Origin of the sequence: Azospirillum sp. CT11-132 (assembly GCF_047302835.1) — a bacterium.
Taxonomy (GTDB): Bacteria; Pseudomonadota; Alphaproteobacteria; order Azospirillales; family Azospirillaceae; genus Azospirillum.
The window spans coordinates 83,030-109,898 of the sequence record NZ_JBGLZA010000004.1 but is presented as its reverse complement, the minus strand read 5'-3'; the positions used below and the strand labels follow the sequence as shown (position 1 = coordinate 109,898).

Here is a 26,869-nt window from a genome sequence, read left to right as displayed (position 1 = left end):
TCCAATTAGCGACACTGCCGTATTCTCGCCTCCACAGTACTGGGGCAATTTTGGAATTCAAGCGACTTGCGCTTAAACCCGCATGCTCAAACGACATACCCGAATATGCGCGCTTTTCGTTAAACAATGCGTTTTCGGACTCCTCTGTGGTGGTCCTGTCCTTTTGACGGTACAACCTTACCACGACCATTGACGGGCCTTTCTATGCCCTTTTAGCCGTTCTTAGATGATTATGTCGGGGCTATAGTGAGCCCCGCAGGAGAGAACGAAACAGCGACACCATGAGGTGCCAATGAGCGTGACCACTGCCGCCTCGTTCCAACAGGAACACGACCGGCGCGTGCAGGAGAAGCTACGCCGTGAGCTTGGCCCTCTGGTGTGCGGCTTTCTGGCCGAACCCGATGTCGTGGAAATCGCGCTGAACCCGGACGGCCGCTTGTGGGTCGAGCGGCTGGGGCAGGAGATGATGCCGGCCGGCACCATGTCGGCCAGTCAGGCAGAATCCCTGATGACCACGGTGGCGGCGGCTCTGCGCACCACAATCACCCGCGACACCCCAATCCTCGAATGCGAGCTGCCTTTTGACGGCTCCCGCTTCGAGGCCCTCATTCCACCGGTCGCCGCCGCTCCCACCTTCGCCATTCGCCGCAAAGCGTCGCGCGTCTTCACGCTCGATGAGTATGTCGAGCGCGGCATCATGACCGAGCGCCAGCGGGCGGTGCTGGTGGAGGCCGTCGCTGCCCGGCGCAACATCCTGGTGGTCGGTGGCACCGGCACCGGCAAGACGACGCTGACCAATGCCCTCATCAAGGAAATCGAACGTGCCACCCCGCACCACCGGCTGATCATCATCGAGGACACGGTGGAGCTTCAATGCAGCGCGCCCAATGCGGTGCCGTTGCGCGCCACCGAGCATGTCAGCATGCTGCGCCTTCTCAAGGCGACCATGCGCTTGCGTCCCGATCGCATTCTGGTGGGTGAGACCCGCGGCCCGGAGGCCCTGGCGCTGCTGAAAGCCTGGAACACCGGTCACCCTGGCGGCGTCGCCACCGTCCACTCCAACACCAGCGACAGCGCCGGCACCGCCGGCTTGGTTCGCCTGGAAAGCCTGATTGCCGAAGCCACTCCAACGCCGATGCACACGCTGATCGCCGAGGCGGTCAACCTGGTGGTCAACATCGAAAAGACCTCGTCCGGTCCGGGCCGGCGCATCGCCGCCGTTCTCGCCGTCGAGGGGTTCGACGGCAGCAATTACGTCCTGTCACAACTCGGATAAAGCTTCCATGCGCACTCCTCTCTTACGCGGCGTCTCAGCCGCCACCCTGACGGCTGCCCTCACGGTTCTGCTGACCGATCCCCAACCGGCGCTCGCTGCCGGCGGTGGCGGCGGTGGGCTTCCCTGGGAAGCGCCGCTCCAGACCTTCGTCAACTCGCTGACCGGGCCGGTCGCCTTCGCCATTTCGCTGCTCGGCATCGTCGTCTGCGGCGCCATGCTGATCTGGGGCGGCGAGATCAACGAGTTCGCCCGCCGCTTCGTCATGCTGGTGCTGGTCGTCGCCCTGCTGGTGTTCGCCACCAACATCCTGACCCAGCTTTTCGGTGTCGGCGCGGTGATCGCCGCTGCCGGCGCCGGGGTGGTGCTGGGGTGACCGGCTCCGCCACCAGCGGACTGCGCAGGACGGAGTTCCGCCGGGCGATGCACCGCGCCAACCTGCTGATGGGCGGGGAGCGCGAGCTGGTGATGTTCACCGCTCTGGTTGCCGGCGGTCTGATCCTGACGGCGCAGAACTGGATCGCCACGACGGTCGGTCTCAGCGTCTGGTTCGGCCTGATCGGCTTCCTGCGGAGCATGGCGAAGGCCGATCCCCGGCTGAGCCACGTCTACACCCGCCACCTGCAATACCAAGCCTACTACCCGGCCCGGTCGCGGCCGTCCCGCGACCGATAAGGAGGGGCCATGCTGGCTCTCAAAACCTATCGCGACAAGGCCAGGGGCGTGCCCGATCTGCTCGACTGGGCCGCCCTGGTCGATGACGGGATCGTTCTCGGCAAGAGCGGCGCCCTGCTCGCCGGCTTCTACTATCGCGGGCCGGACACCGCGTCTTCGACCGCCGACGAGCGCAACTATGTGACAGAGCGGGTCAACGCCGCGCTCGCCCGGCTGGGAAGCGGCTGGGTCAGCTGGTTCGAGGCCGCCCGCCTGCCCTCGGCCGGCTATCCGTCGGCCGAGGCGTCGGCGTTCCCCGATGCGGTCAGCCGCCTGATCGAGGCGGAGCGCCGCCGCCAGTTCACCACCCGTGGCGCGCACTACGAGTCCGACTATGCCCTGGTGGTGCAATACACCCCGCCGCTGCGGCGCAACACCAAGATCCAGGATTACCTGTGGGATGAGGATCCGACCGCCGCGCCGCAGTCGCCGGCCGACCAGACGCTCGCCGCTTTCAGGAAGGCGCTCGACGATCTGGAAGACGCGCTCGGCACCGTGCTGACGGTGCGCCGCATGACCGGCTACAGCCATGTCTGCGCCCAGGGCCGTGAGCATCTGCGCGACGAGCTGGTCGACTATCTGCATTTCTGCCTGACCGGCGACGACAGCCCGCTCAACATTCCGCCGGACGGGATGTATCTCGACGCGGTGATTGGCGGGCGCGAGCTGTGGACCGGCGACACCCCGCGCGTCGGCGAGCACTACATCGCCTCCGTCTCGCTGGAAGGCTTCCCCGGCGCCTCACACCCCAACATCCTCGACGTGCTGGAACATCTGCCGGTGGCCTACCGCTGGTCCTCACGCTTCATCCATCTCGACCAGCACGAGGCGGTGACTCACCTTCACCGCTACCGCCGCAAATGGAAGCAGAAGGTGCGGGGCTTCTGGTCCCAGGTCTTTCGCACCCAGGGCGGCGTCGTCAATGAAGATGCCCTGCTGATGGCCGGCGAGGCCGAAGCGGCGATCACCGATGCCAGCTCGGCACTGGTGACCTTCGGCTACTACACCCCGGTCATCGTGCTGATGGGTGAGGACCGCAGCCAGCTCCTCGACAGTGCCCGGCTGGTGTCACGTGAGGTGCAGCGCCTCGGCTTCGCCTGCCGGCTGGAGACGATCAACGCCGTGGAAGCATGGCTGGGCACCCTGCCCGGCCATCCCGCCCCCAACGTTCGCCGGCCGCTGATCCACACCCTCAACCTCGCCGATCTGCTGCCGCTCGCCAGCGTGTGGGCCGGGCTGGATACCGCCCCCTGCCCCTTCTATCCGGAAGCGTCACCGCCGCTTTTGTATGGGTCTGCCCCCGGATCGACCCCTTTTCGGCTCAATTTGCACGTTGGTGACGTTGGGCATACTCTGGTATTTGGCCCGACCGGCGCCGGCAAGTCCACTCTGCTGGGCACGGTGGCGGCCCAGTTCCGCCGCTATCCCGGCGCCACGGTGGTGGCCTTCGACAAGGGCCGCTCCATGCTCGCCCTGGCGCTCGCCTGCGGCGGCGCCCACCACGACATCGCCGGCGAGGCCAGCCGGCTCTCCTTCGCTCCGCTCGCCGCGCTCGACACTGCCGGGGATCTCGCCTGGGCGGAAGACTGGATCGAGTCCTGCTACCAGCTCCAGACCGGCCTGCGGCCAACCCCGGCGCAGCGCGAGGAAATTCACCGTGCCATGCGGCTGCTGAGCCAGGAAAAGGGGTCGGAGGAACGCTCCCTCACCGACTTTCTGCTGACGGTGCAGGACGAAAAGCTGCGCTCGGCCCTGACGCCCTACACCATCAGCGGTCCGCTCGGCCATCTGCTCGACAGCACCCGCGACGGGCTGGGAGAGGACGCCTTCACCGTCTTTGAGATCGAGGAGCTGATGGGGATGGGCGAGAAAAGCCTGATCCCGGTGCTGCTCTACCTGTTCCGTCGGTTTGAGAAGTCCCTGCGGGGTCAGCCGGCGCTTCTGCTGTTGGACGAGGCCTGGGTCATGCTCGGGCATCCGGTCTTTCGCGAGAAGATCCGGGAATGGCTGAAGGTGCTGCGCAAAGCCAACTGCGCCGTCGTGCTCGCCACCCAAAGCCTGTCGGATGCGGTGCGCTCGGGCCTGCTCGACGTGCTGTTGGAGTCTTGTCCCACCAAGCTGCTGCTGCCCAATGAGGAAGCCGACAAGGGCGGCACGCCACAGGTTCCGGGACCGCGCGACCTCTACACCGCCATCGGGCTGAACGATGTGCAGATCGACATCCTCAAGAGCGCGGCCAAGAAGCGCGATTACTACTACCTGTCGCCGGACGGCCGGCGGCTGTTCTCGCTCGCCCTTGGGCCGGTGGCCCTCGCCTTCGTTGGCGTCTCCGACAAGGAGAGCGTGGTGCAGGTGCGCGAGCTGGCCACCAGCCATGGCGCCGACTGGCCTTTCCAGTGGCTCCAGAAGAAAGGGGTGCGCTATGACCACCTGCTGTAAAGCGGCCGGCACGCTGCTGGCCAGCCTCGCCCTGCTGCCGGCGCCGGCCAAAGCGGACGATTGGGGCTGTCAGGTCCTGCTCTGCATGAGCAACCCCGGCGGGCCGACGCAGTTTTCGGAATGCGTTCCGCCGATCGAGCGGCTGTGGCGCCATCTGCGCCGCGGCGGCAGCTTTCCCACCTGTGACATGGCCGGTTCGCCGGCAAGCGGCGGCTCCTACGTCCAGCAGGTGTTCGACCCCTACGACCTCTGCCCGGCCGGTCTCCAGCCGGCGCCGGCCGGCCAGTGGGTCGGCAGCCGCTCGCAGCTTGGACTCTTACCGCTTGGGGGCCTGCCGGCCGATGGGAACACCGCGCGGCCGGCTCAGTCGGAGGCGTCGATCACCAGCGACCACGGCGGCAGCCTGGGGCCACGTGCCTGTGTCGGCTCGCTGCTGGGCACCACCGTCCAAAGCGGGTCGGACGATGAACGGATCACCGTCCACGTCTACGACGCCGTGCAATGGCTGCAACCGAAGTCGCCGCAAGCCTTCGACGTTTACATCGACTCCCGCCTCTTCCACCGCGTTCGCATGCAGTAGGTGACCCGATGCGCAAGCCCCTCTCCGCCCTTCTGCTGTCCGCCCTGGTGTTCCACACCCTGCCGGCGCACGCCCAAGGCATCCCGGTGATCGACGTCTCGGCCATCGCGCAGATGATCACCCAGGTCGCCAACCAGATGGAGCAGATCAGCAATCAGGTTCAGATGATCGAGAACCAAGCCCGCACGCTCCAGACGCTGGGCGGCGGCAGCTTCGGCGAGCTGAACGGCAACCTCACCCAGCAGGTGGGCCAGCTCAACGCGGTGATGAACCGGGTCCAGGGGATCGGCTACCAGCTCGGCGGCATTGAGCAGGAATTCAACCAGCTTTTCCCGCCGGGAACGAACTGGCAGTCGGTGCCGACGCAAGACGTGGCGCCCTATTACCAGCGCTGGTCCAGTCAATTGCAGGACGCCTCGCGCACGGCGATGGACAGTCAGGGCGTGGTGCGCAACGTCCAGCGCAACGTCTCGGCCGCGCAAGGCATCCTGGCCGATGCACAAGCCTCGGACGGCGAGGTGCGCCAGCTCCAGGCCACGAACGAAATGCTGGCCCTGCTGGCGACCCAGCTCGGCGACATGACCATGACTATGGCGACCACCGGCCGGGTCACCGCGAGTGCGGCGGTGGCGGCGCAAACACGCTCTGACGCTCAGACTGAGCTTCTGCGTCGCTTCACCGCTCCCGCCACCGTGCCAACTGGTGATGGCAAAGCCTTCTAAAAGGAAAGTGGAATGATCCAAGTAAAGACGTACGTCGCCATTCTCATTCTTGTGGGTTCAATCGCTGGTTCTGCGGTCATCACACATATTGTAACTCGCTACAGTGTGAGCGTTACCTGCGCAACCGCTGAGCCGGCTCCTACGCGGCGATTGCCGATTGGTCCAGGCCCAACGGTAAACACCAGGGATGGCAAAGCATTCTAAAGGGAGGGTAAGATGCGGCTGAAGACAGTCCTTCAATGTCTTGCTATTGCAGCCTCCTGTGCCGTCATCCTGACTGTGGGTGATGCTCTTGCGCAAGTGAGCAACAACTCTCTTGATGAAATTACAACGCTGTATCAGGAAAGGTCGGCGGCGTGGCAAGCAACCTTGCGGAATGCGGCTCTCAATCTCTTTTGGCTTTTGGCAGCGATCGAGTTCGCCTGGGCCGCTATCCGTCTTGTGCTGCGGGGTGCCGACTTTGGCGAATGGGTAACAGAGGTTGTCAACCAAGTCCTTTTCATCGGCTTTTTCCTGACCCTGTTGCTCAACTCGGCCGACTATGCCCAAGCGATTGTCGATAGCTTCCGGCAAGCCGCCAATCAGGCGAGTGCGGCCAGTGGTGGTATGCAGCAGATTACACCATCGAACATTTTTGACGTTGGCCTGAGACTGGCTACCCGTATTGTTGACCAAGTCTCGCTTTTCTCCCCTGGTGATAGCGCTGGATATGTTTTGGCGGCGCTGATCGTCCTCATTTGCTTCGCCCTGATCGCTGCCTTCATGATCCTGGCCCTGGTGGAGAGCTACATCGTCATCTCTGCCGGCGTTCTGCTGATGGGTTTTGGCGGCTCGCGCTGGACCAAGGATTATGCCGTCAAAGTCATGGTCTACGCTATGGCGGTGGGCGCCAAACTATTCGTCCTCCAACTGCTCGTTGGGCTTGGACAAGCAATGATTCAGAGCTGGGAAGACCGGCTCGTCAACACCACCTCCGATATCTTTGTCATTGTCGGTTCCGGCGTTGTCATGCTGGCAATCACCAAGGTGGTGCCGGACATGGTCCAGAGCCTCGTGAACGGCACGGCCCCCAGCGGCGGTGGTGCCCTGGTCGGTGCTACCGCAGCAGTCGGCGGGGCTGCAGTTGGGGCCCTGGCCGGTGCGGCCGGCGCCGGCATGGCGGTCGGCGGCGCCTCCAAGCTTGCGAGCGCCCAGCTCGCCAGCTCCGGCCTATCATCGTCCCCTCCGCCCGCTTTTGCCGCCCGCATGGCCGCTCGTACTGCCGGCAACCTCGGCCAGGCGGCGGTACAGGATGTTGGCCGCCGCCTGTCCGGCCGTCACCACGGAACCATGGGTGGGCGTATGGGCGAAAGCATGATCCACAAGGCCCGTGAACTGCGAGCCGCTGCCGAAAAGCCGCAGGCACCCCAGGCTCGGCAAGCCCCCCAGCAGGGGCAACCGACGGGCCAACCTGACAACGTGATCCGCCCCGAATAGGCGTTCGGTTTTGAACGCCAGGGGGATGGAGTCCTTCGATCTATAGGCAATCGACTATGAAGACCCACGCCTTTCGCAAGCCGAGATCACCACAGAAACTGTCTGCCGAGACTCCCTACCTCTCGGCCCGGCGCGAGTGGAACGAGCGCTACGGCTCCTACATCGCCCGCGCCAATGCATGGCGCCTCACGGCGCTGTCCAGCCTCGCCATTGCCGCGCTGGCGGTCGGGGGCGTGGTGTGGATCGGCAGTCAGAACCGCCTCGTTCCCTATGTCGTAGAAACCAACAAGCTCGGCGATACGGTCGGGGTCCGGCGGGCCGATCAGATCTATGTGCCCAACGAGCGGGTGATCCGCGCCCAGCTCGCCCGCTGGGTCAGCAACATCCGCTCCGTCTATGTCGATGCCGCGGCGGAGCGCGCGCTGATCGACGAGGCCTTCGCCATGCTCAACAAGCGCGGCGCCGCCTATCCGCAAATCCTCGAACACTTCCGGTCCAACGACCCGTTCAAGCGGGCAGAAAGCGAAACGGTGACCGTCGAGGTGCAGTCGGTGCTGCCGATCAGTCAGGACACCTGGCGGATCGAATGGCGGGAAAGCGTGATGAACCGGGACGGCTCGGTCAAGCAACCACCGCTGTTCTGGCAGGCCACGGTGACGATCAGCATCGCCCCGCCGGCCACCGAGCAGGCGATCCTCATGAACCCGATGGGGGTCTACGTGAACAGCTACTCCTGGTCCCAGCGGCTTATCTGACAGGTGCCCCCATGCTCAAGGAAACCTTCATCCTGACCGCCCTGGCGGTGACCGTCGCGGGACCGGCGCTTGCCCAGCAGGTTCCGGCCATCCAGACGGCGCAGACGGAAGCGCCCGGCGCCACACCGCCGGCCGGCGATCCCCCGGCCGTCCTGACCCGCCGCATCGGCAACCCGCCGCCGGTCAACCTGATGTCGGGCAAGGAGGCGGAGCTGAACGCCAAGGAAAAGCGCGGCGTCGCTCTCTCCGGAGAATGGCGCGGCGGCAAGGACCGCCCGGCGCGCGGGCAGGCAGGCCGCGTCACCTTCACCTACGGCTCCACCCTGCCCTCCGTCGTCTGCGCGCCTCTGCGGGTCTGCAACCTCGAACTCCAGCCCGGCGAAGTGGTGCAGCAGATCGACCTCGGCGACATCGCCCGCTGGAAGGCCACGTCCACCGCCTACGGAACCGGCGCCAACCAGACCAGCGTCATCGTCATCAAGGCGAGCGACAGCGGCCTGACCACCACCATGACCATCGCCACCGACCGGCGGATTTACGTGGTTCAGCTCGTCAGCCGAACCAAGGACTGGATGCCGCTGGTGTCCTTCGTCTATCCGGAAGATGTGCAACAGGAATGGGACGCCTACCGGGCGGCGGTGAACCGGCGCCAGCAGGCCACCACCCTCTCCGATGGCCTGAATGCTGCCAATCTCGATTTCAATTTCGCCATCCGTGGCGATAGCCCGTCCTGGCGGCCGGTGCGGGTCTACACCGACGGACGCAAGACCTACATCCAGTTTCCCAGCGAAATGCGCTACGACGAGTCCCCCGCCCTGGTGGCGATCGGCTCCGACGACAAGGAACAGCTCGTCAACTACCGTGCCAGCGGCGACCGCTATGTGGTCGACAAGGTGCTGCGCCATGCAGCGCTGATTTCCGGTGTCGGCAGTGACCAGACCAAGGTCGAGATCCTGCGCGAAAGGAACTGAGCCATGCGGCACTCCCTGCATGCCGCGCTGATCGGCACGATGCTGCTGCTCGGCGGCTGTGCCGGCGTCGGCACACGGTCCTCCTACGTCGAGGCGGTGACGCCGGCGGATGCCCCTGTGCTGGCGGCCGACATCGCCGGATTCGTGGCGGAGCGCCTACCGGCGGCGGCCGCCACCTTGGCGCTCGATGCGCCGACCGGCGAGCTGGCCAGCGACAGCCTGACGCCGGTCCTGCGCGATGAGCTGCGGCGGATCGGCTTCGGGGTGGCGGACGCCGGGCAGAACGCACCAGGCGCCCACCCCCTGCGCTATCTGGTGACGCCGCTCGATGCGGGGGTGCTTGTCCGTCTCCATATCGACCGCACCACGGCCTCGCGCCTGTGGCTGCGCAACAGTGCCGGCACCCTCCAAGCCGGCTCCCCCTTCACCGTGCGGGAGGACGCCGCAGAATGACCGACCAGACGCAGCAACCGGCCGATGGCCCCGACCGCTCGCCCGATTTCCTCGCTGGCCCGACTCTGCGGCAGACCGGCGGCCGGCGCCTGACCCGTGTGCCGATCTACATCCTGATCGGCATTTCCGCTCTCGTGGCTATCGCCATCGCCTACACGATGAACGAACGGGCCAAGCGCCGGGCGGCCGGCGCCGGCAGCACCGAGGTGGTGGCGGCACCGGAGCCGGTGGACGCCAAGCCGCTGTTCGGCGTGGCGCAGAACGCCGGCATCATCGAGGCGCGGCGGGCAGCCCCGCCCCCAACCACCCCGGCGGCGCCGCCTGCGATCACCCCCGCGACCATGCCAGGGGCACCACCGGACCCGATGGGGCGCGGCCCTGCCGCCAATGGCGGCCGGACGCCGGAGGACGACGCCCGGATGCGGGCTTGGCAGCAGTATGATGCCGAGATCCGGCGGATCGAGGAACAGCGCCGGGCGGCGCTCAAGGCTGCTCTGGAAGCGCCGACCACCGTCCCCAGCAACCGCACCCAACCCGGGCAGATGCAGCAGCCGGCCGCGGCCGGTCCTGGCGCCGCCGGCACCAGCTCACAAGCGCTCGCCCAGCTTGCCAACGGCTTTGGCAGCTCGGGGTCGAGCGGCGGCCTGGGCGCGGCCGGTGGGACTGGTGGCGGTGATGGCGGCTATGGCAGCGGCCAAAGGCGTGGGGGACAGGGCACCGGCCCAGATTCCAAACGCAACGTCCTCAATCAGCAGCCGGCGCGCGGCTCGCACTACCTCGCCGGCACCCGCGAGGCGGCACTGTCGCCCTATGAGGTGAAGGCCGGCACCATCATCCCTGGTGTCATGGAAAGCGGCATCAACTCGGACCTGCCGGGCATCATCAAGGCGCGGGTGCGCGAGAATGTCTACGACACCGCCACCGGGCAATATCTGCTGATCCCCAAGGATTCCATGCTGATCGGCAGCTACGACAACGGGGTGGAGATGGGCCAGGAACGGGTGCTAATCGCCTGGAACCGGATCATCTATCCCGACGCCTCGTCGCTGGATCTCGGCAGCATGCCCGGCGCCGATCAGGGCGGCTATGCCGGCGTGTCTGATCAGGTGAACAACCACTATTTTCGGACCTTCGGCAACGCCCTGTTGCTGTCGATCTTCTCGGCCGGCGTCCAGCTCTCCCAGCCGCAGCAGCGCGGCGACACGCGCGGCGGCTATGATGCGCAGCAGATCATCGCCGGCAGCCTCGGCCAGCAGATGGGCCAGCTCGGCGCGGAGTACGCCCGGAAGGGCTTAAACGTCGCTCCGACCCTGGAAATCCGCCCCGGCTACCGCTTCACCATCATGGTGACCAAGGACATGATCATCCCGCCTTGGCAGGGGTGAGTGCATCAGGATCACAGCAAGAGGACCGGGGTGTCTCAGGTCCTTTTGCTTTTTGGCTCATCGCCACAGTCTTCCCATCAGGCTCTTGCCGTTCACCCCGCTTGTGGACCTTCTGCCTGAACCACGCCGGGCTTTCTGAAGGTTCCCTCTTCGCAGGAAGCGAGGCTTCCGGAAAATTCGATGCCGTTCAGTGGTACAGATCCCGAAAGCCAGGGGACGCTGGGCGCGAAAACCGCGAGGGTGCATAGGGCGTTCGACATGCTCGCGGCTGACATCATGGCGCCCGCAACTGCCAACTCGGCCTGACCATTCAGGCGTTCTGCATGGTCTCCGCGCTATGAAGGGATGCTGGTTGAAACCCAGCCCTTTCCAGGGAGCCAACGAGCGTTCAGCGCCTCTGCTGTGCGTGCCGCCGCGATGGGAGGTTGCAGGAACGTGAGCAACGCCTCCTGCAGTGCCTCGAACGACGCGAACTTGACGGCGAGTGTGTTGCGGCGAATGAATGCGTCCCAGTTACGCTTCGTCGTGTCCAGATTGGCGAAGGCCGGCATCAGACTTGGTGGGTCCGCCTCCGGGAGGTCGGTTTTGCGCCGGGCAAAGGTAGCGGCAATCGCTTTGGCCATGATGTTCCCGTTGATCTTGAACGTGCGGCTGATAACCCCAAGATCGTAGAAGTCTTTGAGTCGCCCGTTGATGTCGCCCAAGGAAATGGTGGCTTCAAGTTTTTCTGCGATGACCGTCTCAGGCGGATAGGAGAGCACGTGCGGCGCGGGCTGGTCCAGCAGCGTAGGGAAGTGGATTTCCTGAGTGCCGGGCGTGATGGCATCACCGAAGCCGATATCGACCTGGATCGGAAAGCGTGCTCCGAAGATTGTTGCGTTTGTTGTAACGCGCACGCCATCGTATTCGTTTTCGGGGCGTATTCGCGTTGCCTCAATGGCCGTCAGGTCAAACTGGACGCCGTCCTCCGCGGGGAGAGACAGGATGCTCTGGAAGGCTTTCTTTATCTCATCGGTGTCACTGCTACCGAAGGAAAGGAAATCGGCGTCCCGGGTGGAACGAGCCGTATCCGCCTGCCACGCCAGGAAAAGCAGGCCACCTTTCAGGATAAAGCGATCCCTGTGCTCGGAAATGCTGATGCGGTAAAGCAAGCGTTCCAGACTGTACTGCGTGCCGATCTGTTGAAAATCGGCAGCGCGGACTTTAGCCACGTTGAGCAGCTTCTGCCGTACTGAGGCAGCGATGTTTCTGGGGGCCTTAATCGTCACTGATGCAGGCCTCGAGATACGGGCGAACAATCTTCGCAACCCTCAATTCAGAGGCGTGGTCGAGAATCTCTTGGGGTTTGGCTTTGCGCTTTCTCAAAGCCAAACGCATTCCCTCGATTGCCACATCGACACCCACCAGCGAACGAAACTTGAAGCAATCGGCGACGGTCTTGGCTGGTGAGAAGATCGGCACCAGTACCCCTTCGATCTTATAGTGTTCCACTCCGGCGCTGATCGCCGCCCTTGCCATGTGGACGGTTTTGACGGGGGGATAGGCGAACTGGGGTCGCCAAGTCCCTTGCGGCAGAGCAAGCCAAACGCGCGATGGCATCTGCAAGGTCAAGCCATGATACACGAGGGCGGAAATGAGACAGATAACGCCTTTGGGAACCAGTCTTGCCACTTCAGCGAGGCTGTGCGCGGCGTCGAAGTCGGTGTCCGGCAACTGGTAGAGACCTCGAGCGAGTTGGACCACATCGCCCGTTTCGACCATCCGCATCAGTGTTGAAGGGGGCACTCCAAGCGCCCTGATGTCACGGGATCGTGCAATTCCATGCTCCCGCAGAAAGGCAACAACCTGCTCCCGCCTGGTGGAGCCCATGGTACGAACCCTCAATATTTTCCAACAAGTATATAGGATTTGTACCAGATGGGAAGACCTCAAAACGGTGACCCGTTCCCCAGCTTGGTTCTTGTCAACCGATGTAAGCCGCAGGATGGGAGGCGCGTAACTAAGGTTCAAATCAGGCCGGATTGATGGGAGCAATCAGCTCCGGCCGATCGTTCCGGACGTTTCCGACATCGCGGTGGACGGGCCACAGGCGCGTCTGGTCCGCCGGGTAGGGGCGCATCAGTGCCACCAGATCATCGGCGCCAACCTCCTCCTCGCCGAGCCACGCGGGCCAAGCCGACGGCGGCAGGATCACCGGCATGCGGTCATGGACAGCCGCCGTGACCTCGTTGGCCGTTGTGGTGATGATCGTGAAGGTATGCAGCCATTCGTCGGAGGCCGGGTCCTTCCAGCCTTCCCACAGGCCGGCGAAAGCGTCCGGCTTCTCGTTGCTGGTGGTGCCGATCGCGTAAGGGTGTTTCGTCTTCCCCTCGACCCTCCATTCATAGAAGTTGTCGAACGGGATTAGACACCGGCGCTTGCGGAACGCCGACCGGAAAGACGGCTTGTCGGGGACCGACTCCGCGCGGGCGTTGATCATCCGTGCCGCACCGGCTGCGTCCTTGGACCACACCGGCACCAAGCCCCAGCGCAGCAGGCTGAGCGTACGCTCCTTCGTCTCTGGATGGCTCCGGATCACTGGCAGCATCTGCAACGGCGCGGCATTATAGCGGGTTCCGTTGCAAAGTTTGACGTCAGGCGCGAAGAGCCGCGTCGTCCGCGTCGTCAGGCGGCAACACCGAACAGGCTGGCGATGAAGGTCGCCTGGGCCGGCATGTCGCAGGCGGGCATGGCGGCGACCTGCCCTTTGCGCACCATCGCCAGGATCTCGTAGCCGGCGATCGTCCGGCGTGCGGTGTGGAAGCTTTTGAACCCGAGCCCTGGCCGCACCAGCCGTTTGATCCGCCGGTGGTCCTGTTCAACGATATTATTCAGGTATTTCTCTTGGCGCAGCTTGGCGAATCGCCACAGCTCGCCGGCCATCTTCATCGTCTTGGTCGCACTCGGGTAGGCAGCGTTCTTGTCCACCGTGAGGGTGCGCGGGTTCACCGTGTGCGCCTGCTTCAAAGCTCTGCGGAAGAAGCGCCGGGCGGCTGCGGTGTCCCGCTTGGCGCTGAGCAGGAAGTCGATGGTCTGCCCGCGTGCATCGACGGCGCGTTACAGGTACATCCAGCGCCCCTTCACCTTCACGTAGGTCTCGTCCACTCGCCAGGAGCCGGTGGTCATCCGCAGGTGCGGGCGGATGCGCTTGTCCAGTTCCGGCGCGTAGGCCTGGATCCAGCGGTAAAGCGTCGTGTGATCGACCGCCACGCCGCGGTCGGCCAGCATCCGTTCCAGGTCGCGGTAGCTGATCGGGAACTGCAGGTACCAGCGTACCGCCCACAAGATCACCTCAGCCGTGAACTGCCGACCCTTGAATGGTTTCTTCTTGGACCGCATCACCTTGCCACCCCAGCCGTCGAAAGGGGCCGGGTTTTACCCGATCTTCGCCCGCTGACCAACTTTGCAACGGAACCTCATCGACACCACGGTCGGTCAGCGTGGCGGCGACAATCCGGCCGCTGCCGGCGTCCATTCCAATGTGCAGAGCGTGCCAGGAGCGCCGCTGCTTGGTGCCGTGTTTCTCGATCAGCCATTCGCCCGGTCCACACAGCTTTAGCCCGGTGCTGTCCACCAGCAGATGAAGGGGCGCGCCGCTCGAGCGCGGTGCCGATAGCAGCGTCACCGTCCGGGCGCGACGGAATGATCGGGCACCGGCAGGTCCAGCCCGAGCAGGTGGAGGACGGAGCCGATCAGCCCCTCGGTCTGCCGCAACGCCAGACGGAACACCGCCCTCAACATCAGCGCCGTGGCGATCGCCAGGTCCGAGTAGTGGGGCTGCCCACCCGGTGTGGTGCGTGGCGCCGCTTTCCACTGCTCGATCGCCTCGTCCGTGACCCAGACAGTGAGGCTGCCGCGCTGGCGTAGGGCAGCGTCGTACTCGGCCCAGTTCGTCACTTTGCGTTGCGGCCGGGAAATGTGATGGCGACGAGCGGCATTGGCCTTGTGCGACATAGTGGGCGACCGGAACGGAAAAGGGGGCTCGACCTACGACACCGCCCCCATCCATGCAACACGCCAGGGAGAGTGGACGCGGCTGAACGACTCCGATTCGGCTTTGGCATCTGGCGACCGGGTCGTCGGGTGAGCCTTATCCCCTGGCATCTGGCGACCTCCGCCTTTATCCCTTGGCATCTGGCGACCGGTTCTTGGCATCTGGCGACCGCCGACTCGGCTGAATCCCGATTCCTCCACTGGCATCTGGCGACCATACTAATAGAAGATCTCTAGTAACTACCAATAGACCGGTCGCCAGATGCCAATCCGCATGGTCGCCAGATGCCAAATTGACCAAGCGCGGTTCGGTGTGCACCATCGGGGCGAGAGGTGAGCCATGGCTGAAATCCACGACCTGATAATTCATCACGGCGCTGAGCGTGCCCGCGAGATGGTGCCGACCGAGCAGCGGCGCTATGTTGACATCGCTGCCGCCCTGATGGAAGAGGAGCGGCTGGCCATCGGCATCACCTACGCCGGATTCTGCCTGACCAGCTTGCCGCACAAGCCCCGACCGCCGGACGAGGTGTGGACACGCCCCGGCGCCCGTGTGACGCTGATGATCGCCCCCGGCCATGTGCGCGACCAGGGAAAAACTGTGCCAATCGGTGTGCCGTATGGCGCCCGCGCGCGGATGATCCTGTTCTACCTGCAATCCGAGGCCCTGAAGCGCAGCACGCGCGAGGTGGTGCTGGGCAGGTCGATGAATGAGTGGTTCGGCCGCATGGGAGTGTCGGTGGGCGGCACCAGCTTCGCCGCGATCCGTGACCAGGCGCGCCGGATCAGCCGCTGCATCCTGACATTCGACTGGAACGACAGCGCCGACCATGTCCAATTCGGCATCGTCGACGGCGCATTCAACCTGGGCGGCGAGGCGATCGACGGCCGGCAGGGGAAGCTGTTCGAGGAGGTCGTCCACCTGTCGGAGGGGTTCTATGCCGCTCTGCGTGACCACCCCGTTCCGGTGCGCGACACCGCGCTGAAGGAACTGTGCTCGCAGTCGATGGCGCTCGATGCCTATGTGTGGCTGGCCTATCGCCTGCACAGCCTCAGCAAGCCAATGCCGATCTCGTGGCCGGCCTTGTACCAGCAGTTCGGCGGCGGGTTCGCCCAGATGAAGCACTTCAAGCCACGGTTCGTGGAAAGCCTGCGGGCCGCGCTCGCCGCCTATCCTGAAGCGCGCGTCGATCTTGACACCAATGGCCTCGTTCTGATCCCGTCTCCGCCGCCGGTGCCGAAGCTGACCGCAGCCTGACGGTCGCCAGATGCCAAGGGCGCGTCGGTCGCCAGATGCCAAACGAGACCCAACCGCGAGGACACTATGGCCGTATTCGTATTTGCGTCAACCAAGGGAGGGCCGGGCAAGACCACGACCGCAGCCTGCATTGCCCACCACTTCCTGCGCGAGGGCCACACCGTCAAAGCAATCGATAGCGACCCCAACCAGAATCTGGTGAAGCGGCTCAGCAAGTCGGATGTGCCGGTGGAGGTGGTCGAGGAGGAGGGGTTGCTGGCGGCCATCAAGGCGGCGCAGGCGGAGGCGGAGATTGTCGTGGTAGACGTGGCCGGCGTGCTGACCCGCGGCATGCTCTACGCCGTGGCGGCCGCCAGCGTGGTCATCATCCCGTGCAGCCCTGATCGCAACGACGTGATAGAGGCGGTCAAGACGCAGATGATCATCCAGCAGGCTCAGGAGATCAAAGGCCGCTCTATCCCGCACGCCGCGCTGTTGACGAAGGTCAATCGCCGGGCCCAGGTGACGGCGGAGACGGTCGACCAGCTGACGGTCTTCAAGGTGCCCATGCTGACGGTGGACATTCCCATGCGCACCGCATACCAGCAGGCGTCCTATACCGGCGTGCCGATCGCCGACAAGGCGGTCCAGGAAGACATCTCCGCCCTGGCTGACCAGATCGCCGACTTGATGGAGGCCGGCCATGCCGCCGCGTAAGAACGCCATGGCCGGCGTGGAGGTGGTCCACAAGCCTAAGCGCCGCACCTTCAAGGCCGAGGAGTTCGACCCAGAGCAGATCCGCAGCGAGATCAACCCGTTCGCCGCTAAGCTGCCGAGCGTCGCGAAGCAGGCCGACCAGCCGCCGACGATCGACAACGGCACCGGCGATCTGGTGCTGGATATCGAGCGCGACCTGGAAACGGTGGACGACTTCTCCAGCGAGGTGGGTCGGCTGTGGGGCGCCGCCGGCCGGGCATTCATCGAGACGGGCCGGGCGCTGAACCGCGCCAAAGAGAAGCTGGCCCATGGCGACTTCATGGTGCTGACGTCGCAGCGCCTGCCCTTCTCGCACAACATCGCCGACCGCCTGATGGCCATTGCCCGCGCCGTCGATGATGGCGTCTATCCGGCTGATGCGCTGCCGCCGAATTACACGGTCGCCTACCAGTTGGTGTCGCTCTACGAGCATGAGCGGCCGGTGGCGTTGAAGGAAGGGCTTGTCACGCCCGCCGTCACCCGCCGGGCCATCGAGGAGTTCAAGAAGCGGATGCGTCCGCAGGACGATGAGGCAGACGCCCGCGTGCGGGACCGGAAGCGGCTGGCCTCGCTGATCGGGCAGCGGGCCAGGATCGACGCCGAGATCGCCGAGCTGAAAGAGCGATTGGGTAACGACGCGGCATGACGGCAAATTCTGTCCCGGGACAGAATTTGAGGGCGGCGCCTGCGAGCATCAAGGCGCTGCCCACGCCTCCCAGGCCGACACTCTTTGCCGAAGCGCATCGACGTAGGTCACCAAGCGATCTCGTCCGGCTTGATCGACGCACGCCGGCTTGTTGCACGGAGGCGGCGAGGACAAGAGATCGCCCAAGCCGTGTTGGTGATCAGGGGATGCGGACGGAGTTCGGGCGTCCGAGGTCGAGCCTGCGGTTGAGGACCGCGACGCCAATGGCGACCTCGGTGGCCTGCGCCGCGTCACCGTGGAAGCGCAGCGCTTCGCCGAGGAGGCCCTTCCAGCGCGCCATTTGACTTTCCACGCCGGCGCGCTTGTTGTAGCCGCTCGCCCGCTGCCACGCCATCCGGCCTTTCTCAGCAATGGTCTGGATGTGGCGGTTTCGCTGGGTGGGGGCGGTCCCGGCGGTGTCGCTCAGCACGGCGTCGCTGCGCGGCGGCGCCACGACCACAGCCTCGGGATGACGCTGTTGGACCGCCGCGTAAACCCGGGTCCGGTCATACGCGCCGTCTCCGGTCAGCGTGGCCAGGGGCTCGTTGATCTGATCGAGCAAGGGGGCGACCTGCGAGGCGTCATCGACACCACGGTCGGTCAGCGTGGCGGCGACAATCCGGCCGCTGCCGGCGTCCATTCCAATGTGCAGAGCGTGCCAGGAGCGCCGCTGCTTGGTGCCGTGTTTCTCGATCAGCCATTCGCCCGGTCCACACAGCTTTAGCCCGGTGCTGTCCACCAGCAGATGAAGGGGCGCGCCGCTCGAGCGCGGTGCCGATAGCAGCGTCACCGTCCGGGCGCGACGGAATGATCGGGCACCGGCAGGTCCAGCCCGAGCAGGTGGAGGACGGAGCCGATCAGCCCCTCGGTCTGCCGCAACGCCAGACGGAACACCGCCCTCAACATCAGCGCCGTGGCGATCGCCAGGTCCGAGTAGTGGGGCTGCCCACCCGGTGTGGTGCGTGGCGCCGCTTTCCACTGCTCGATCGCCTCGTCCGTGACCCAGACAGTGAGGCTGCCGCGCTGGCGTAGGGCAGCGTCGTACTCGGCCCAGTTCGTCACTTTGCGTTGCGGCCGGGAAATGTGATGGCGACGAGCGGCATTGGCCTTGTGCGACATAGTGGGCGACCGGAACGGAAAAGGGGGCTCGACCTACGACACCGCCCCCATCCATGCAACACGCCAGCCCGTGTTCCGGCGAGCCATCCTCTACGACCTATCCGGGCCATCGTTGATGAAGCGCTGGAGGTGATGTCGCCGGCATTCGAGGGGCTGTACTCGACGATCGGTCGACCGTCGATCCCGCCGGAGAAGCTGCTGCGGGCGCTACTGCTCCAGGCCTTCTACTCGGTTCGCTCGGAACGCCAGCTAATGGAACAGCTCGGCTATAACCTGCTGTTCCGCTGGTTCGTCGGCTTGTCGATGGACGCCCCGGTGTGGGACGTTACGGTGTTCACCAAGAACCGTGAGCGCCTGCTGGCCGGCGATGTGGCGGCCAAGTTCCTGGCCACCGTGTTGGGTCAACCCCGGGTCAAGGCGCTGCTGTCAGACGAGCATTTCTCGGTGGACGGGACGCTGATCGAAGCCTGGGCCAGCGTGAAGAGCTTCCGGCCCAAGGACGGCAGCGGCGAGCCGCCGGGGCCAGGGCGCAACGGCGAACGCGACTTTCATGGCGAGAAGCGCTCCAACGAGACCCATGCCTCGACCAGCGATCCCGAGGCCCGGCTGTACCGCAAGGGCAACGGGCAGCCGGCGAAGCTGGCCTTCATGGGCCATGCGTTGATGGAGAACCGTCACGCCCTGGTGGTGAATGTCCGGCTCACCGCGGCCACCGGCCTGGCTGAACGCGAAGCGGCGGTTTCCATGGTCGAGGCCATTCCTGGCCGCCACCGCATCACGGTGGGCGCCGACAAAGTTTACGATACCAAGGATTTCGTGGCGAACATGCGCGAGTTGGGCGCCGCTCCGCATATCGCGCAGAACACAAGCAACCGCCGCTCGGCGATCGACGGCCGGACCACCCGCCACCCCGGCTACGCCGTCAGCCTAAAAATCCGCAAACGGATCGAGGAGGTGTTCGGCTGGATCAAGAGAACCGGCTTGCGCAAAACGCGTCATCGCGGCACGGCCCGCGTCGGTTGGATGTTCACCTTGACCGCCACCGCCTACAACCTGATCCGCCTACCCAAGCTGCTGGCGGCGGCATAATCACGCTCGGAGTCCGCCTGAACGGCGGCTCCGGATGCCCCGGGGCGCGAAAAGGCGCTCCATTCTGACAAAAGCGGCCGTCGGAAACCCCATTTTCAAGCCTCAGCGGAGAAAAGGGCCCTACACAGCCCCGTTTTTCCGCGTCCTGCTAGCCCGTTCGACAGCCGGAACGGCGGAGATTTCCGTGAGCGGTTCCGGAATCTGTCCTCCGCCGGTCGAACCGCCCAAGGATATGTTGCCGCTTCTGGAGCCGGTGTCACTGCAGTATCCGCACAGACCGCAGCTTTCGCTCCGCGTTCGTGTCTTCATCGACGAGATGACCAGCCGGTTCGTCGCTCGGCGTCGCGCCGCTCGTGGAAACGGCGAGCCGGAATTCCGATGAACTCTAGAGGCTTCGAACGATCCCGTCGCAATAGTCGATGAATGCCCGGACCTTGGCCGGCAGATGCTGGCGCGAGGGATGGTAAACGAAAAGCGGGAATCGCTCGCCATGCCAATCGGGGAACAGATCGATCAGCGCACCCGACGTCAGCCGCGCACCGACACCCCATCCGATCACCCGCGCGATGCCGGTGCCTGCCAGACATTCCTCCAACAGCGATTTGGGATCGGTGAAGGTCAGCGGTCCTGTCGTCGGCACCTCGATCGCTTCGGCGCCGCGGATGAACTCCCAATCGAAGGGGCGTCCCGAGGAGGGGTCGATGAACTGCAGGCAGCGATGCCCGGTGAGTTCCGATGGATGCGCGGGCTTGCCGTACCGGCTGAGATATCCGGGTGACGCCACGGTGAGGATCGGCGCCTCGACCAGGAGGCGCGAAATCAAGCTCGTCCCGCGCGGCTGGCCGAACCGGATGGCGAGATCAATACCATCCGCCACCAGATCACCGAAATGGTCGCGCGTCACAAACTCAACGCTCAGCTCAGGGTGGCGCTCGCAGAACGGACCGAGCCGGCCGGCAAGCACCAGCGGCAGGAAGAAGGGGTCGATATCGACCCGCAGACGCCCCCGCACCGCCGAGGTGGCACCGGAGGCCGACACCGCGGCGTCCTCGATGGCATCGAGATGAGGTTTCGCCTCCTCGTAAAAGCGACGGCCCTCGTCGGTCAGCGTAACTGACCGTGTCGTGCGATCGAGCAGGCGAACGCCCAGCCGTGCTTCGAGCCGGCTGATCGACCGGCTGACCCCGGAGTCGGTGAGCCCGATCAGTTCAGCGGCTTTGACGAAGCTGCCCGCTTCGATCACGGCTGTCAGCACGCTGACCCCGGACAGGATCCGTCCATCGAAGGGCATGCGACGCCTCCTCCTATCTGTAGCTGATTTTCTGTCAGGAATGATCTGACACAATCTCACTTAATTCAAGAGTGGTTCCGGGCGATATCGCTTGCGAGGCATCAGGGCCTCAAGCCACGAAAGGACCGGATCATGACGCAGAGCAATTCCCGCACGCTTTTCAAAGGCTGCACGATCATCACCATGGACAGGGCGACGGCCGCGCCGCCGGTCGGCGACGTGTTGGTCGAGGGCGACCGGATCGCCGCCATCGGGACGGACCTGTCCGCCGTGGACGCCCAGGTGATCGACGCCAGCGGCAGCATCGTCATGCCCGGCCTGATCGACGCCCACCACCACATGTGGCTCGGCGCGATGCGGCGGATGATGCCGGATGTCGATGATCTCTTCGCCTATATCGGCGTCGTCTTCGAGACTCTGGGCGCGCATTACCGGCCGCTCGACATGCATCTGAGCACCAAGCTGACGGCGCTCGCCTGCCTCGATGCCGGCATCACCACGGTCATCGATGCCTGCCACAGCGCGCGCAGTCCGGAACACACCGACGCCGCCCTCGACGCGCTGGACAGCAGCGGCCTTCGCGCCCTCCACATGGTCGGCGCCGCGATGGACAAGGGTGCGTCGGCCGCGCACATCCCGGCCGATCTTGAGCGTCTGGCCGCCAAATGGAACCAGGGCGACGGGCTGGTGCGGGTGGGGCTGTTCGGCCAGTTCAACATCGACTGGTGGCGGGCCGCCCGCGCGCTCGACATGCGCATCCTCACCGAATTCATCGGCGATCTGGCGACGCTGGGACCGGCGTTCGACGAGCCGGGCCTGCTGGGCAGCCACAACATCTTCAATCACTGCACGCGCCTGCCCGAAGAAACCTGGAAGCGCCTTGCCGCGGCCGGCGTCAACGTGACGGTCAATCCACGCTCCGACGCTCTCTTCGGGTTCGACGACGAAGGCTTCGCTTGGCAGCAGGCGGTCGACCACGGACTGGCGCCCGCGCTCGGCATCGATCTCGACACCGCCTTCGGCAGCGACCTGTTCGGCGAGATGCATGCGCTGTTCGGCCAGCAGCGCTCGGCCATGCGCTATCGCCGGTTCCGTGGCGAGGAGAGCGTGCCCGCACCGATCTCCGTCGAGGCCGTGCTGCAGTCCGCCACCGTCAACGGCGCGCGTGCCGCCGGCCTCAAGGACCGGATCGGCAGGCTGGCGGTCGGCTGTCAGGCCGACATCGTCATGGTGCGCACCGACGACGTCGCCGTCTTTCCCATCACCGACGCGGTCGGGACCATCGTCCAGGCGGTGGAACGCTCCAACGTCGACACCGTCATGGTGGCGGGCGGCATCCGCAAGCGCGGCGGCACGCTCGTCGGCGTCGATCTGCCGAAGCTGCAGGCGGAAGTGAACGGCTCGCTCGGCCACCTGCTCCAGGCCAGCGGCTATCGACCGGGGCGCTCCGGCACGGGCGCAAAGGCAGCCTGATCGAGCGGGGGCGCCGCCTCCCTTGTGGGCGGCATCTCCTTCCACATCTGCGAACCCTCACGGAGGATGGCATGTCGGCAACTGCCGTCAAGGATGCGGGCTGGCCCGATGCCGTACCGCAATTCCTTTCCCGCCCCGCGCCGGGCATCATCGCGGCGCTGTTCTGCGGCTATCTCGCCGTCGGGCTGCCGCTGCCGGTGCTCCCGCTCTTCATCCACGACAAGCTGGGTTTCAGCACCTTGACCGTCGGACTGGTGATCGGCATCCAATTCCTGGCGACCGTGCTGACGCGCGGCTACGCCGGCCGTGTCACCGACCAGCATGGCGGCAAGCGCTCGGCGTTGCAGGGAGCCGCGATCAGCGCACTCGCCGGCCTGCTCTATCTCGTCGCATCCCTGCCGGGGCTTTCACCTGGGCTAAGCCTAGCGCTCCTTGTGGGGGGCCGACTGGCGGCCGGTCTTGGCGAAAGCCAGTTCGTCACCGGCTGCGTCTCCTGGTCGATTGCCTCAGTCGGACCGCAGCGGGCCGGCATGTCGATGTCCTGGACCGGCATCGCCATGTTCGCCGCGCTCGCTATCGGTGCACCGGTCGGCATGCTGCTTTACCAGGGCTATGGTCTCGAGGTGGCGATGGTCGCCTGCATCGTCGCGCCGCTCACCGCCGTCGCCATAGCAATGCGCGAGACCTCCTATGCCACGCCCGCCGGTCCCCGGCTGCCCTTCCACGAGGTGGTCGGCCAGATCTGGCGCGAAGGGGTTGGCCTGATGCTGCAGGGTGTCGGCCTGTCCGGACTGACGGCCTTCGCCTCGCTCTATTTCATGGCACGTCACTGGAACAGCGCCGGTCTGGTCATGACCGCCTTCGGCATCGGTTTCATCGCGGTGCGCGTCGTTTTCGGCAGCCTGCCCGACCGGACGGGCGGCTATCGGGTCGCGCTGTGGTCGCTTGTGATCGAGGCCGTCGGACAGGTGATGATCTGGTCGGCGCCGACCGAGATCATGGCACTCGCCGGCGCTCTGGTGACCGGCCTCGGCTGCGCCCTGGTCTTTCCGGCGCTCGGTGTGGAAGCCTTGAAACGGGTGCCGCCCGCCAATCGTGGCAGCGCCATGGGCGCCTTCGTCGCCTTCCTCGACATCGCCTATGGTGTTTCGGGCCCGGTGGCGGGCCTGATCGCCGGGCAGGTCGGCTATGCCGCCGTGTATTTGTTCGGTGCAGCCTGCGCATTGGCCGGCGCGGTCCTGGCCGCTGCCTCGCGTGGCTCACAATCCTGATTATCCCCATCTGAAGGAGGAACTCTCATGTCCCGCATCTTCATTTCCGGCTCATCGACCGGGCTTGGCCTCATGGCAGCCGGGTTGCTCACCGAAAAAGGCCATCAGGTCGTCCTGCATGCCCGCAATGTCGAGCGGGCCGGGCAAGCCCGCAAAACCTTGCCACAGGCCGAGGCGGTCGTGATCGGTGACGTTTCAACCATCGCCGGCACCAAGGAGGTCGCCGCTCAGGTCAATGCGCTCGGCAGGTTCGATGCCGTCATCCACAACGCCGCCGTCGGCTATCGCGAGGCGCATCAATTGACGGCCGACGGTCTGCCGCACGTCTTCGCGATCAACACGCTGTCGGCCTACATCCTGACGGCGCTGATCGACCGTCCGAAGCGGCTCGTCTATCTATCGTCGGGCATGCACCATCGTGTCGACGCCAATCTCGACGACATCCTGTGGAAGAAGCGCCGCTGGAACGGCTCGGAAGCTTACGCCGAGAGCAAGCTGCACGACGCGATGCTGGCCTTCGCCATCGCCCGCCGCTGGCCGGAGGTTTTCAGCAATTCTCTGGAGCCAGGCTGGGTACCGACCAGGATGGGCGGCCCCGGCGCGCCTGACGACATGGATCAGGCGCATCTGACCCAAGCATGGCTTGCCGCAAGTGACGATCCCAGGGCGGATGTCACGGGCGAATACTTCTATCACATGAAACGCATTTCCCCCAACGCGCAGGCGCTGGATCCCGATCTTCAGGATCGGCTGACCACCCTCTGCGCCGAAACCTCCGGCATCACGTTGCCGTCCTAGCACGACGGCCGGGCAGACAGCCGCTACTCCGCTGGTAGTGGCCATTCCGTAGCCCACTCCAATGGATGGACCTGTTCGGAGAATACGAACCCCGCGTTATCATCTCAATCGACGCTCGGATCGTTCAGCTGGCCCTGTTCGTCGACGCCATCCTCACCGTTCTGGTGGTAGAAGCCGCGTTAGAAGATCAGCTCCCCACCTTTCTGCGGGCGCGCCGACAGGCGGTCCATCGACGGTGTCTTCTGGCGGGCGCCCAAGCCATGGACGCCGGGATTTCGCCGAACCGGGTGGTCCTGTTCAAAGCCGCCGGCTGGCGGCGTCATGGAGAGGCGCCTTACCGGTTTGCCTGCGATGTTCTCATGGCACCGCGTCACGGTCCGCCGGTCCACATGCACCACGGCCTGTTGGATGAGGCCCAGCCGCTCAGCGGCCGGGCGGCAGGAAGCTGAGATCGCAGGCCCAGACCCGCTCGCCGCCGCGGTCGGCGATGTCGCGCACCACGCCGGCCTTGGCGAGCTGCTCCACCAGCAGATGCACCCCGCGCAGCGACAGGCCGCAGCGCCCCTTCAGCTCACCCGCCACCCGGCTGATGGTGAAGGCCGGGCGGTCGTGCAACCAGTCCAGCACGTCGGGCAGCCGCGAGCTGCTGCGCCGCGGCGTGGCGGCCAGCCGCGCCTCCCAGTGCTCCTGAAGCAGATCGAGCTGGCGCAGCCGCTCCAGCTCATGCGCCACCAACTCGGGAATGCTGTCGAGAATCCAGCGCGTCCAGGCGCCCTCCGTCCCGGCCAGGGCGAGCCGGTAGCCGGTGACGTCGCGGGCGAAGGCTGCCGTCAATGGTGGCCACGTATGATGGAGCCGGCAGGCACCCCGGACCAGATCGGGGGCGGCGAGCCACACCACCACGCTCCACCACGAGGTCGGCGGCCGCTCCGCCGCGACCGCGGCCCGCAAGGCGGCGCTCTCGGCATCGTCGTCAGGACCGCGGCGCTGCGGCACGCCTGGGTCGGGCCGCAGCGCCAGGGCGCGGATCGCCGCCGCAGCCCCGAGCAGGCCGGGGGCTGCCTCCATGGCCGCCGCCACCGCCTCCAGCGCCGGGCCGGCATCGGCGGTGCGGGCTTCACCCAGGCCGACCGCTCGCCCACCTTGGGCAACACTCCAGCGCCGGTGCAGTTCGTCCAGCCAAGGCCGGGTCCAGGGCGTCAGCGGCGGCGAGACGGCACCGGTCGCGTCGCCTTCCACGTCCTCCAGGTCTTCGCCATCCCCGAGGTCGACCGCCTCCAGGGCGGCGATCGAGGCGCGCACCGCGGCCACGACATTCCCTGGATCCTTCTCCCCGGCCGGGACCGCCACGGGCCGGACGGGCGCGCGCTCCGGCGGCAGGGCGGCGGTCAGGCCGGCCGGCAGCTGGGCAAAGAGCGGCACCAGCAGGGCGGCGCGGGCGGCCTCGCCCTGGGCGTGCTCCGGGGCGGCCAGGGCGCGCTGGAAGTCGTGGGCGTCGAGGCGGTGGCCGTCGAGGCGGATCACCGCGGCGGCCGAGCGGCGGGCGGCATCGGCGGCAAGGCGTCGGCGCCGCGCCGGATCGGCGAGCGCCTGGTCGAGGCGGCCGAGGGCGCGTTCGGCGGTGAGCAGGGCGGGGAGACAGGAGAGGAGGATCATCGCGGCTCCGGAAAAGCCATGCCAGGATAGCCGACTGCAGTGATTTTGGCTAACTGCACCGACATCGACATCAGGGAAAACCGGCTCTTGATAACGGTCTGATAATGACAGTTATCAAGACGTTATTAATATCCGATGGACCCTGACGGTCGGTGAGGCTAGTGTCGGCTGTCGGCTGGCGAAATAACCTTTACTGAAGCGGCTTCAGCCGGAATCCTGGTCGCAATAACGTGAACTGGCGCGGGTCGCCGGTGCCCGTTCAACCTCAATAACCTTGACTGGAACCCGGCCGCAGGGCCGCCTTCGGGACGCACGCGCCGCCGCTTGCCATGCCGCCGCCCGCCTGAGCGTCGGCTTGACCGCTGTCGGACCTATTCTCTCCGACAAGCGATGTGGTCCCCAGAGCGGTCAGCCGACATCGGGGCGATCCGGTTAACCTTATTGAGGTCAGGCTCGTGCTTCAGTTTGCGTTATTGGTATCCAGTTAACAATATTGCTGCCAAGCTAAGCATTTGGATACCAACGTTTCACGAGTTAAGCTTATTGAGAAGACCGACAATGGTGTCGGCTGGCGAAATAACCTTTACTGAAGCCGCATCACCTTGCCACCCCAGCCGCTGAAAGGGGCCAGGGTTTTACCCGATCTCCGCACGTCCGCAAACTTTGCAACGGAACCTCTCGGAGCAGAGTTTGT

24 protein-coding genes and 4 pseudogenes are annotated in these 26,869 nt (G+C 65.4%); 19 read left to right on the top strand and 9 right to left on the bottom strand.

Going from position 1 to position 26,869, the window contains the following annotated elements:
* Positions 1-292 precede the first annotated feature (292 nt).
* The 11 genes from trbB (at position 293) to ACCD06_RS19385 (ending at position 10,768) form a co-directional block, all read left to right on the top strand.
* Positions 293-1,276 carry a P-type conjugative transfer ATPase TrbB gene (trbB, locus tag ACCD06_RS19435; RefSeq protein ID WP_413342738.1) on the top strand — a complete coding sequence of 328 codons (984 nt, stop codon included), beginning with the start codon at positions 293-295 and terminating at the stop codon, positions 1,274-1,276.
* Positions 1,277-1,283: 7 nt separating this feature from the next.
* Positions 1,284-1,649: a TrbC/VirB2 family protein gene (locus ACCD06_RS19430; RefSeq protein ID WP_413342735.1), complete on the top strand. Its 366-nt coding sequence runs from the start codon at positions 1,284-1,286 to the stop codon at positions 1,647-1,649.
* Positions 1,646-1,948 (top strand): conjugal transfer protein TrbD, encoded by a 303-nt coding sequence (locus ACCD06_RS19425; RefSeq protein WP_413342732.1) that lies wholly within the window; start codon positions 1,646-1,648, stop codon positions 1,946-1,948. The genes ACCD06_RS19430 and ACCD06_RS19425 overlap by 4 nt, the downstream gene beginning before the upstream one ends.
* A gap of 9 nt (positions 1,949-1,957) precedes the next feature.
* Entirely contained in the window at positions 1,958-4,426 is a 2,469-nt protein-coding gene (locus ACCD06_RS19420) for a transporter (RefSeq protein WP_413342729.1), read from the top strand.
* A complete protein-coding gene (locus ACCD06_RS19415) occupies positions 4,410-5,006 on the top strand; it encodes a hypothetical protein (RefSeq protein WP_413342727.1) in 597 nt (198 codons plus the stop codon). The genes ACCD06_RS19420 and ACCD06_RS19415 overlap by 17 nt, the downstream gene beginning before the upstream one ends.
* A gap of 8 nt (positions 5,007-5,014) precedes the next feature.
* A complete protein-coding gene (locus tag ACCD06_RS19410; RefSeq protein ID WP_413342724.1) occupies positions 5,015-5,728 on the top strand; it encodes a type IV secretion system protein in 714 nt (237 codons plus the stop codon).
* A 216-nt stretch (positions 5,729-5,944) separates the two neighbouring features.
* The gene (gene trbL / locus ACCD06_RS19405; protein ID WP_252138862.1) at positions 5,945-7,204 is read left to right on the top strand and encodes a P-type conjugative transfer protein TrbL; all 1,260 of its coding nucleotides are present in this window, start codon (positions 5,945-5,947) and stop codon (positions 7,202-7,204) included.
* A gap of 56 nt (positions 7,205-7,260) precedes the next feature.
* Positions 7,261-7,959 (top strand): conjugal transfer protein TrbF, encoded by a 699-nt coding sequence (trbF, locus tag ACCD06_RS19400; RefSeq protein WP_252138861.1) that lies wholly within the window; start codon positions 7,261-7,263, stop codon positions 7,957-7,959.
* Positions 7,960-7,970: 11 nt separating this feature from the next.
* Positions 7,971-8,930: a P-type conjugative transfer protein TrbG gene (gene trbG / locus ACCD06_RS19395; RefSeq protein ID WP_413342720.1), complete on the top strand. Its 960-nt coding sequence runs from the start codon at positions 7,971-7,973 to the stop codon at positions 8,928-8,930.
* Between the two features lie 3 nt (positions 8,931-8,933).
* Positions 8,934-9,383 (top strand): conjugal transfer protein TrbH, encoded by a 450-nt coding sequence (locus ACCD06_RS19390; protein ID WP_413342717.1) that lies wholly within the window; start codon positions 8,934-8,936, stop codon positions 9,381-9,383.
* Positions 9,380-10,768, top strand: coding sequence for a TrbI/VirB10 family protein (locus tag ACCD06_RS19385; protein ID WP_413342714.1), 1,389 nt, complete (start codon positions 9,380-9,382; stop codon positions 10,766-10,768). The genes ACCD06_RS19390 and ACCD06_RS19385 overlap by 4 nt, the downstream gene beginning before the upstream one ends.
* A 335-nt stretch (positions 10,769-11,103) precedes the next feature.
* Here the strand turns inward: ACCD06_RS19385 and ACCD06_RS19380 are convergent, their stop codons facing one another.
* The 6 genes and pseudogenes from ACCD06_RS19380 to ACCD06_RS19355 form a co-directional block, all read right to left on the bottom strand.
* On the bottom strand, positions 11,104-11,979 hold the full coding sequence (locus ACCD06_RS19380; protein ID WP_413342711.1) for a nucleotidyl transferase AbiEii/AbiGii toxin family protein: 876 nt from the start codon (positions 11,977-11,979) through the stop codon (positions 11,104-11,106).
* Positions 11,980-12,025: 46 nt separating this feature from the next.
* Positions 12,026-12,637 carry a type IV toxin-antitoxin system AbiEi family antitoxin domain-containing protein gene (locus tag ACCD06_RS19375; protein ID WP_252138856.1) on the bottom strand — a complete coding sequence of 204 codons (612 nt, stop codon included), beginning with the start codon at positions 12,635-12,637 and terminating at the stop codon, positions 12,026-12,028.
* A gap of 142 nt (positions 12,638-12,779) precedes the next feature.
* Positions 12,780-13,436 carry an SOS response-associated peptidase gene (locus ACCD06_RS19370; RefSeq protein WP_413342905.1) on the bottom strand — a complete coding sequence of 219 codons (657 nt, stop codon included), beginning with the start codon at positions 13,434-13,436 and terminating at the stop codon, positions 12,780-12,782.
* Positions 13,433-14,146 (bottom strand): annotated as a pseudogene (locus ACCD06_RS19365) (IS6 family transposase). The gene ACCD06_RS19370 and the pseudogene ACCD06_RS19365 overlap by 4 nt, the downstream one beginning before the upstream one ends.
* The gene (locus ACCD06_RS19360) at positions 14,100-14,432 is read right to left on the bottom strand and encodes a transposase (protein WP_413342708.1); all 333 of its coding nucleotides are present in this window, start codon (positions 14,430-14,432) and stop codon (positions 14,100-14,102) included. The pseudogene ACCD06_RS19365 and the gene ACCD06_RS19360 overlap by 47 nt, the downstream one beginning before the upstream one ends.
* 11 nt (positions 14,433-14,443) lie before the next feature.
* Positions 14,444-14,761 (bottom strand): annotated as a pseudogene (locus ACCD06_RS19355) (transposase); the annotation flags it as partial.
* 379 nt (positions 14,762-15,140) lie between these two features.
* Between ACCD06_RS19355 and ACCD06_RS19350 the strand changes: the two are divergent.
* The 3 genes from ACCD06_RS19350 (at position 15,141) to ACCD06_RS19340 (ending at position 17,439) form a co-directional block, all read left to right on the top strand.
* The gene (locus ACCD06_RS19350; RefSeq protein WP_413342705.1) at positions 15,141-16,058 is read left to right on the top strand and encodes a replication protein RepA; all 918 of its coding nucleotides are present in this window, start codon (positions 15,141-15,143) and stop codon (positions 16,056-16,058) included.
* 66 nt (positions 16,059-16,124) lie between these two features.
* Positions 16,125-16,754, top strand: coding sequence for a ParA family protein (locus tag ACCD06_RS19345; protein WP_413342702.1), 630 nt, complete (start codon positions 16,125-16,127; stop codon positions 16,752-16,754).
* The gene (locus tag ACCD06_RS19340; protein ID WP_413342698.1) at positions 16,741-17,439 is read left to right on the top strand and encodes a DUF3102 domain-containing protein; all 699 of its coding nucleotides are present in this window, start codon (positions 16,741-16,743) and stop codon (positions 17,437-17,439) included. The genes ACCD06_RS19345 and ACCD06_RS19340 overlap by 14 nt, the downstream gene beginning before the upstream one ends.
* 199 nt (positions 17,440-17,638) lie before the next feature.
* Here ACCD06_RS19340 and ACCD06_RS19335 read toward each other — a convergent pair.
* Positions 17,639-18,597, bottom strand: a pseudogene (locus ACCD06_RS19335) (IS5 family transposase).
* Between the two features lie 66 nt (positions 18,598-18,663).
* On the opposite strand from ACCD06_RS19335, the pseudogene ACCD06_RS19330 reads away from it, so the two are divergent.
* Positions 18,664-19,686, top strand: a pseudogene (locus tag ACCD06_RS19330) (IS5 family transposase); the annotation flags it as partial.
* Positions 19,687-20,071: 385 nt separating this feature from the next.
* Here ACCD06_RS19330 and ACCD06_RS19325 read toward each other — a convergent pair.
* A complete protein-coding gene (locus ACCD06_RS19325; RefSeq protein WP_413342695.1) occupies positions 20,072-20,977 on the bottom strand; it encodes a LysR family transcriptional regulator in 906 nt (301 codons plus the stop codon).
* A gap of 132 nt (positions 20,978-21,109) precedes the next feature.
* On the opposite strand from ACCD06_RS19325, the gene ACCD06_RS19320 reads away from it, so the two are divergent.
* The 4 genes from ACCD06_RS19320 to ACCD06_RS19305 all read left to right on the top strand — a co-directional run bounded on the left by ACCD06_RS19320 (position 21,110) and on the right by ACCD06_RS19305 (position 24,968).
* Positions 21,110-22,450 (top strand): amidohydrolase family protein, encoded by a 1,341-nt coding sequence (locus ACCD06_RS19320; RefSeq protein ID WP_413342692.1) that lies wholly within the window; start codon positions 21,110-21,112, stop codon positions 22,448-22,450.
* Positions 22,451-22,521: 71 nt separating this feature from the next.
* Positions 22,522-23,721 (top strand): arabinose transporter, encoded by a 1,200-nt coding sequence (locus tag ACCD06_RS19315; RefSeq protein WP_413342689.1) that lies wholly within the window; start codon positions 22,522-22,524, stop codon positions 23,719-23,721.
* A 27-nt stretch (positions 23,722-23,748) separates the two neighbouring features.
* Positions 23,749-24,519 carry an SDR family NAD(P)-dependent oxidoreductase gene (locus ACCD06_RS19310; RefSeq protein ID WP_413342686.1) on the top strand — a complete coding sequence of 257 codons (771 nt, stop codon included), beginning with the start codon at positions 23,749-23,751 and terminating at the stop codon, positions 24,517-24,519.
* Between the two features lie 65 nt (positions 24,520-24,584).
* The gene (locus ACCD06_RS19305) at positions 24,585-24,968 is read left to right on the top strand and encodes a hypothetical protein (protein ID WP_413342683.1); all 384 of its coding nucleotides are present in this window, start codon (positions 24,585-24,587) and stop codon (positions 24,966-24,968) included.
* Here ACCD06_RS19305 and ACCD06_RS19300 read toward each other — a convergent pair.
* The gene (locus ACCD06_RS19300; RefSeq protein WP_413342680.1) at positions 24,943-26,175 is read right to left on the bottom strand and encodes a hypothetical protein; all 1,233 of its coding nucleotides are present in this window, start codon (positions 26,173-26,175) and stop codon (positions 24,943-24,945) included. The genes ACCD06_RS19305 and ACCD06_RS19300 overlap by 26 nt on opposite strands.
* Positions 26,176-26,869 lie beyond the last annotated feature (694 nt).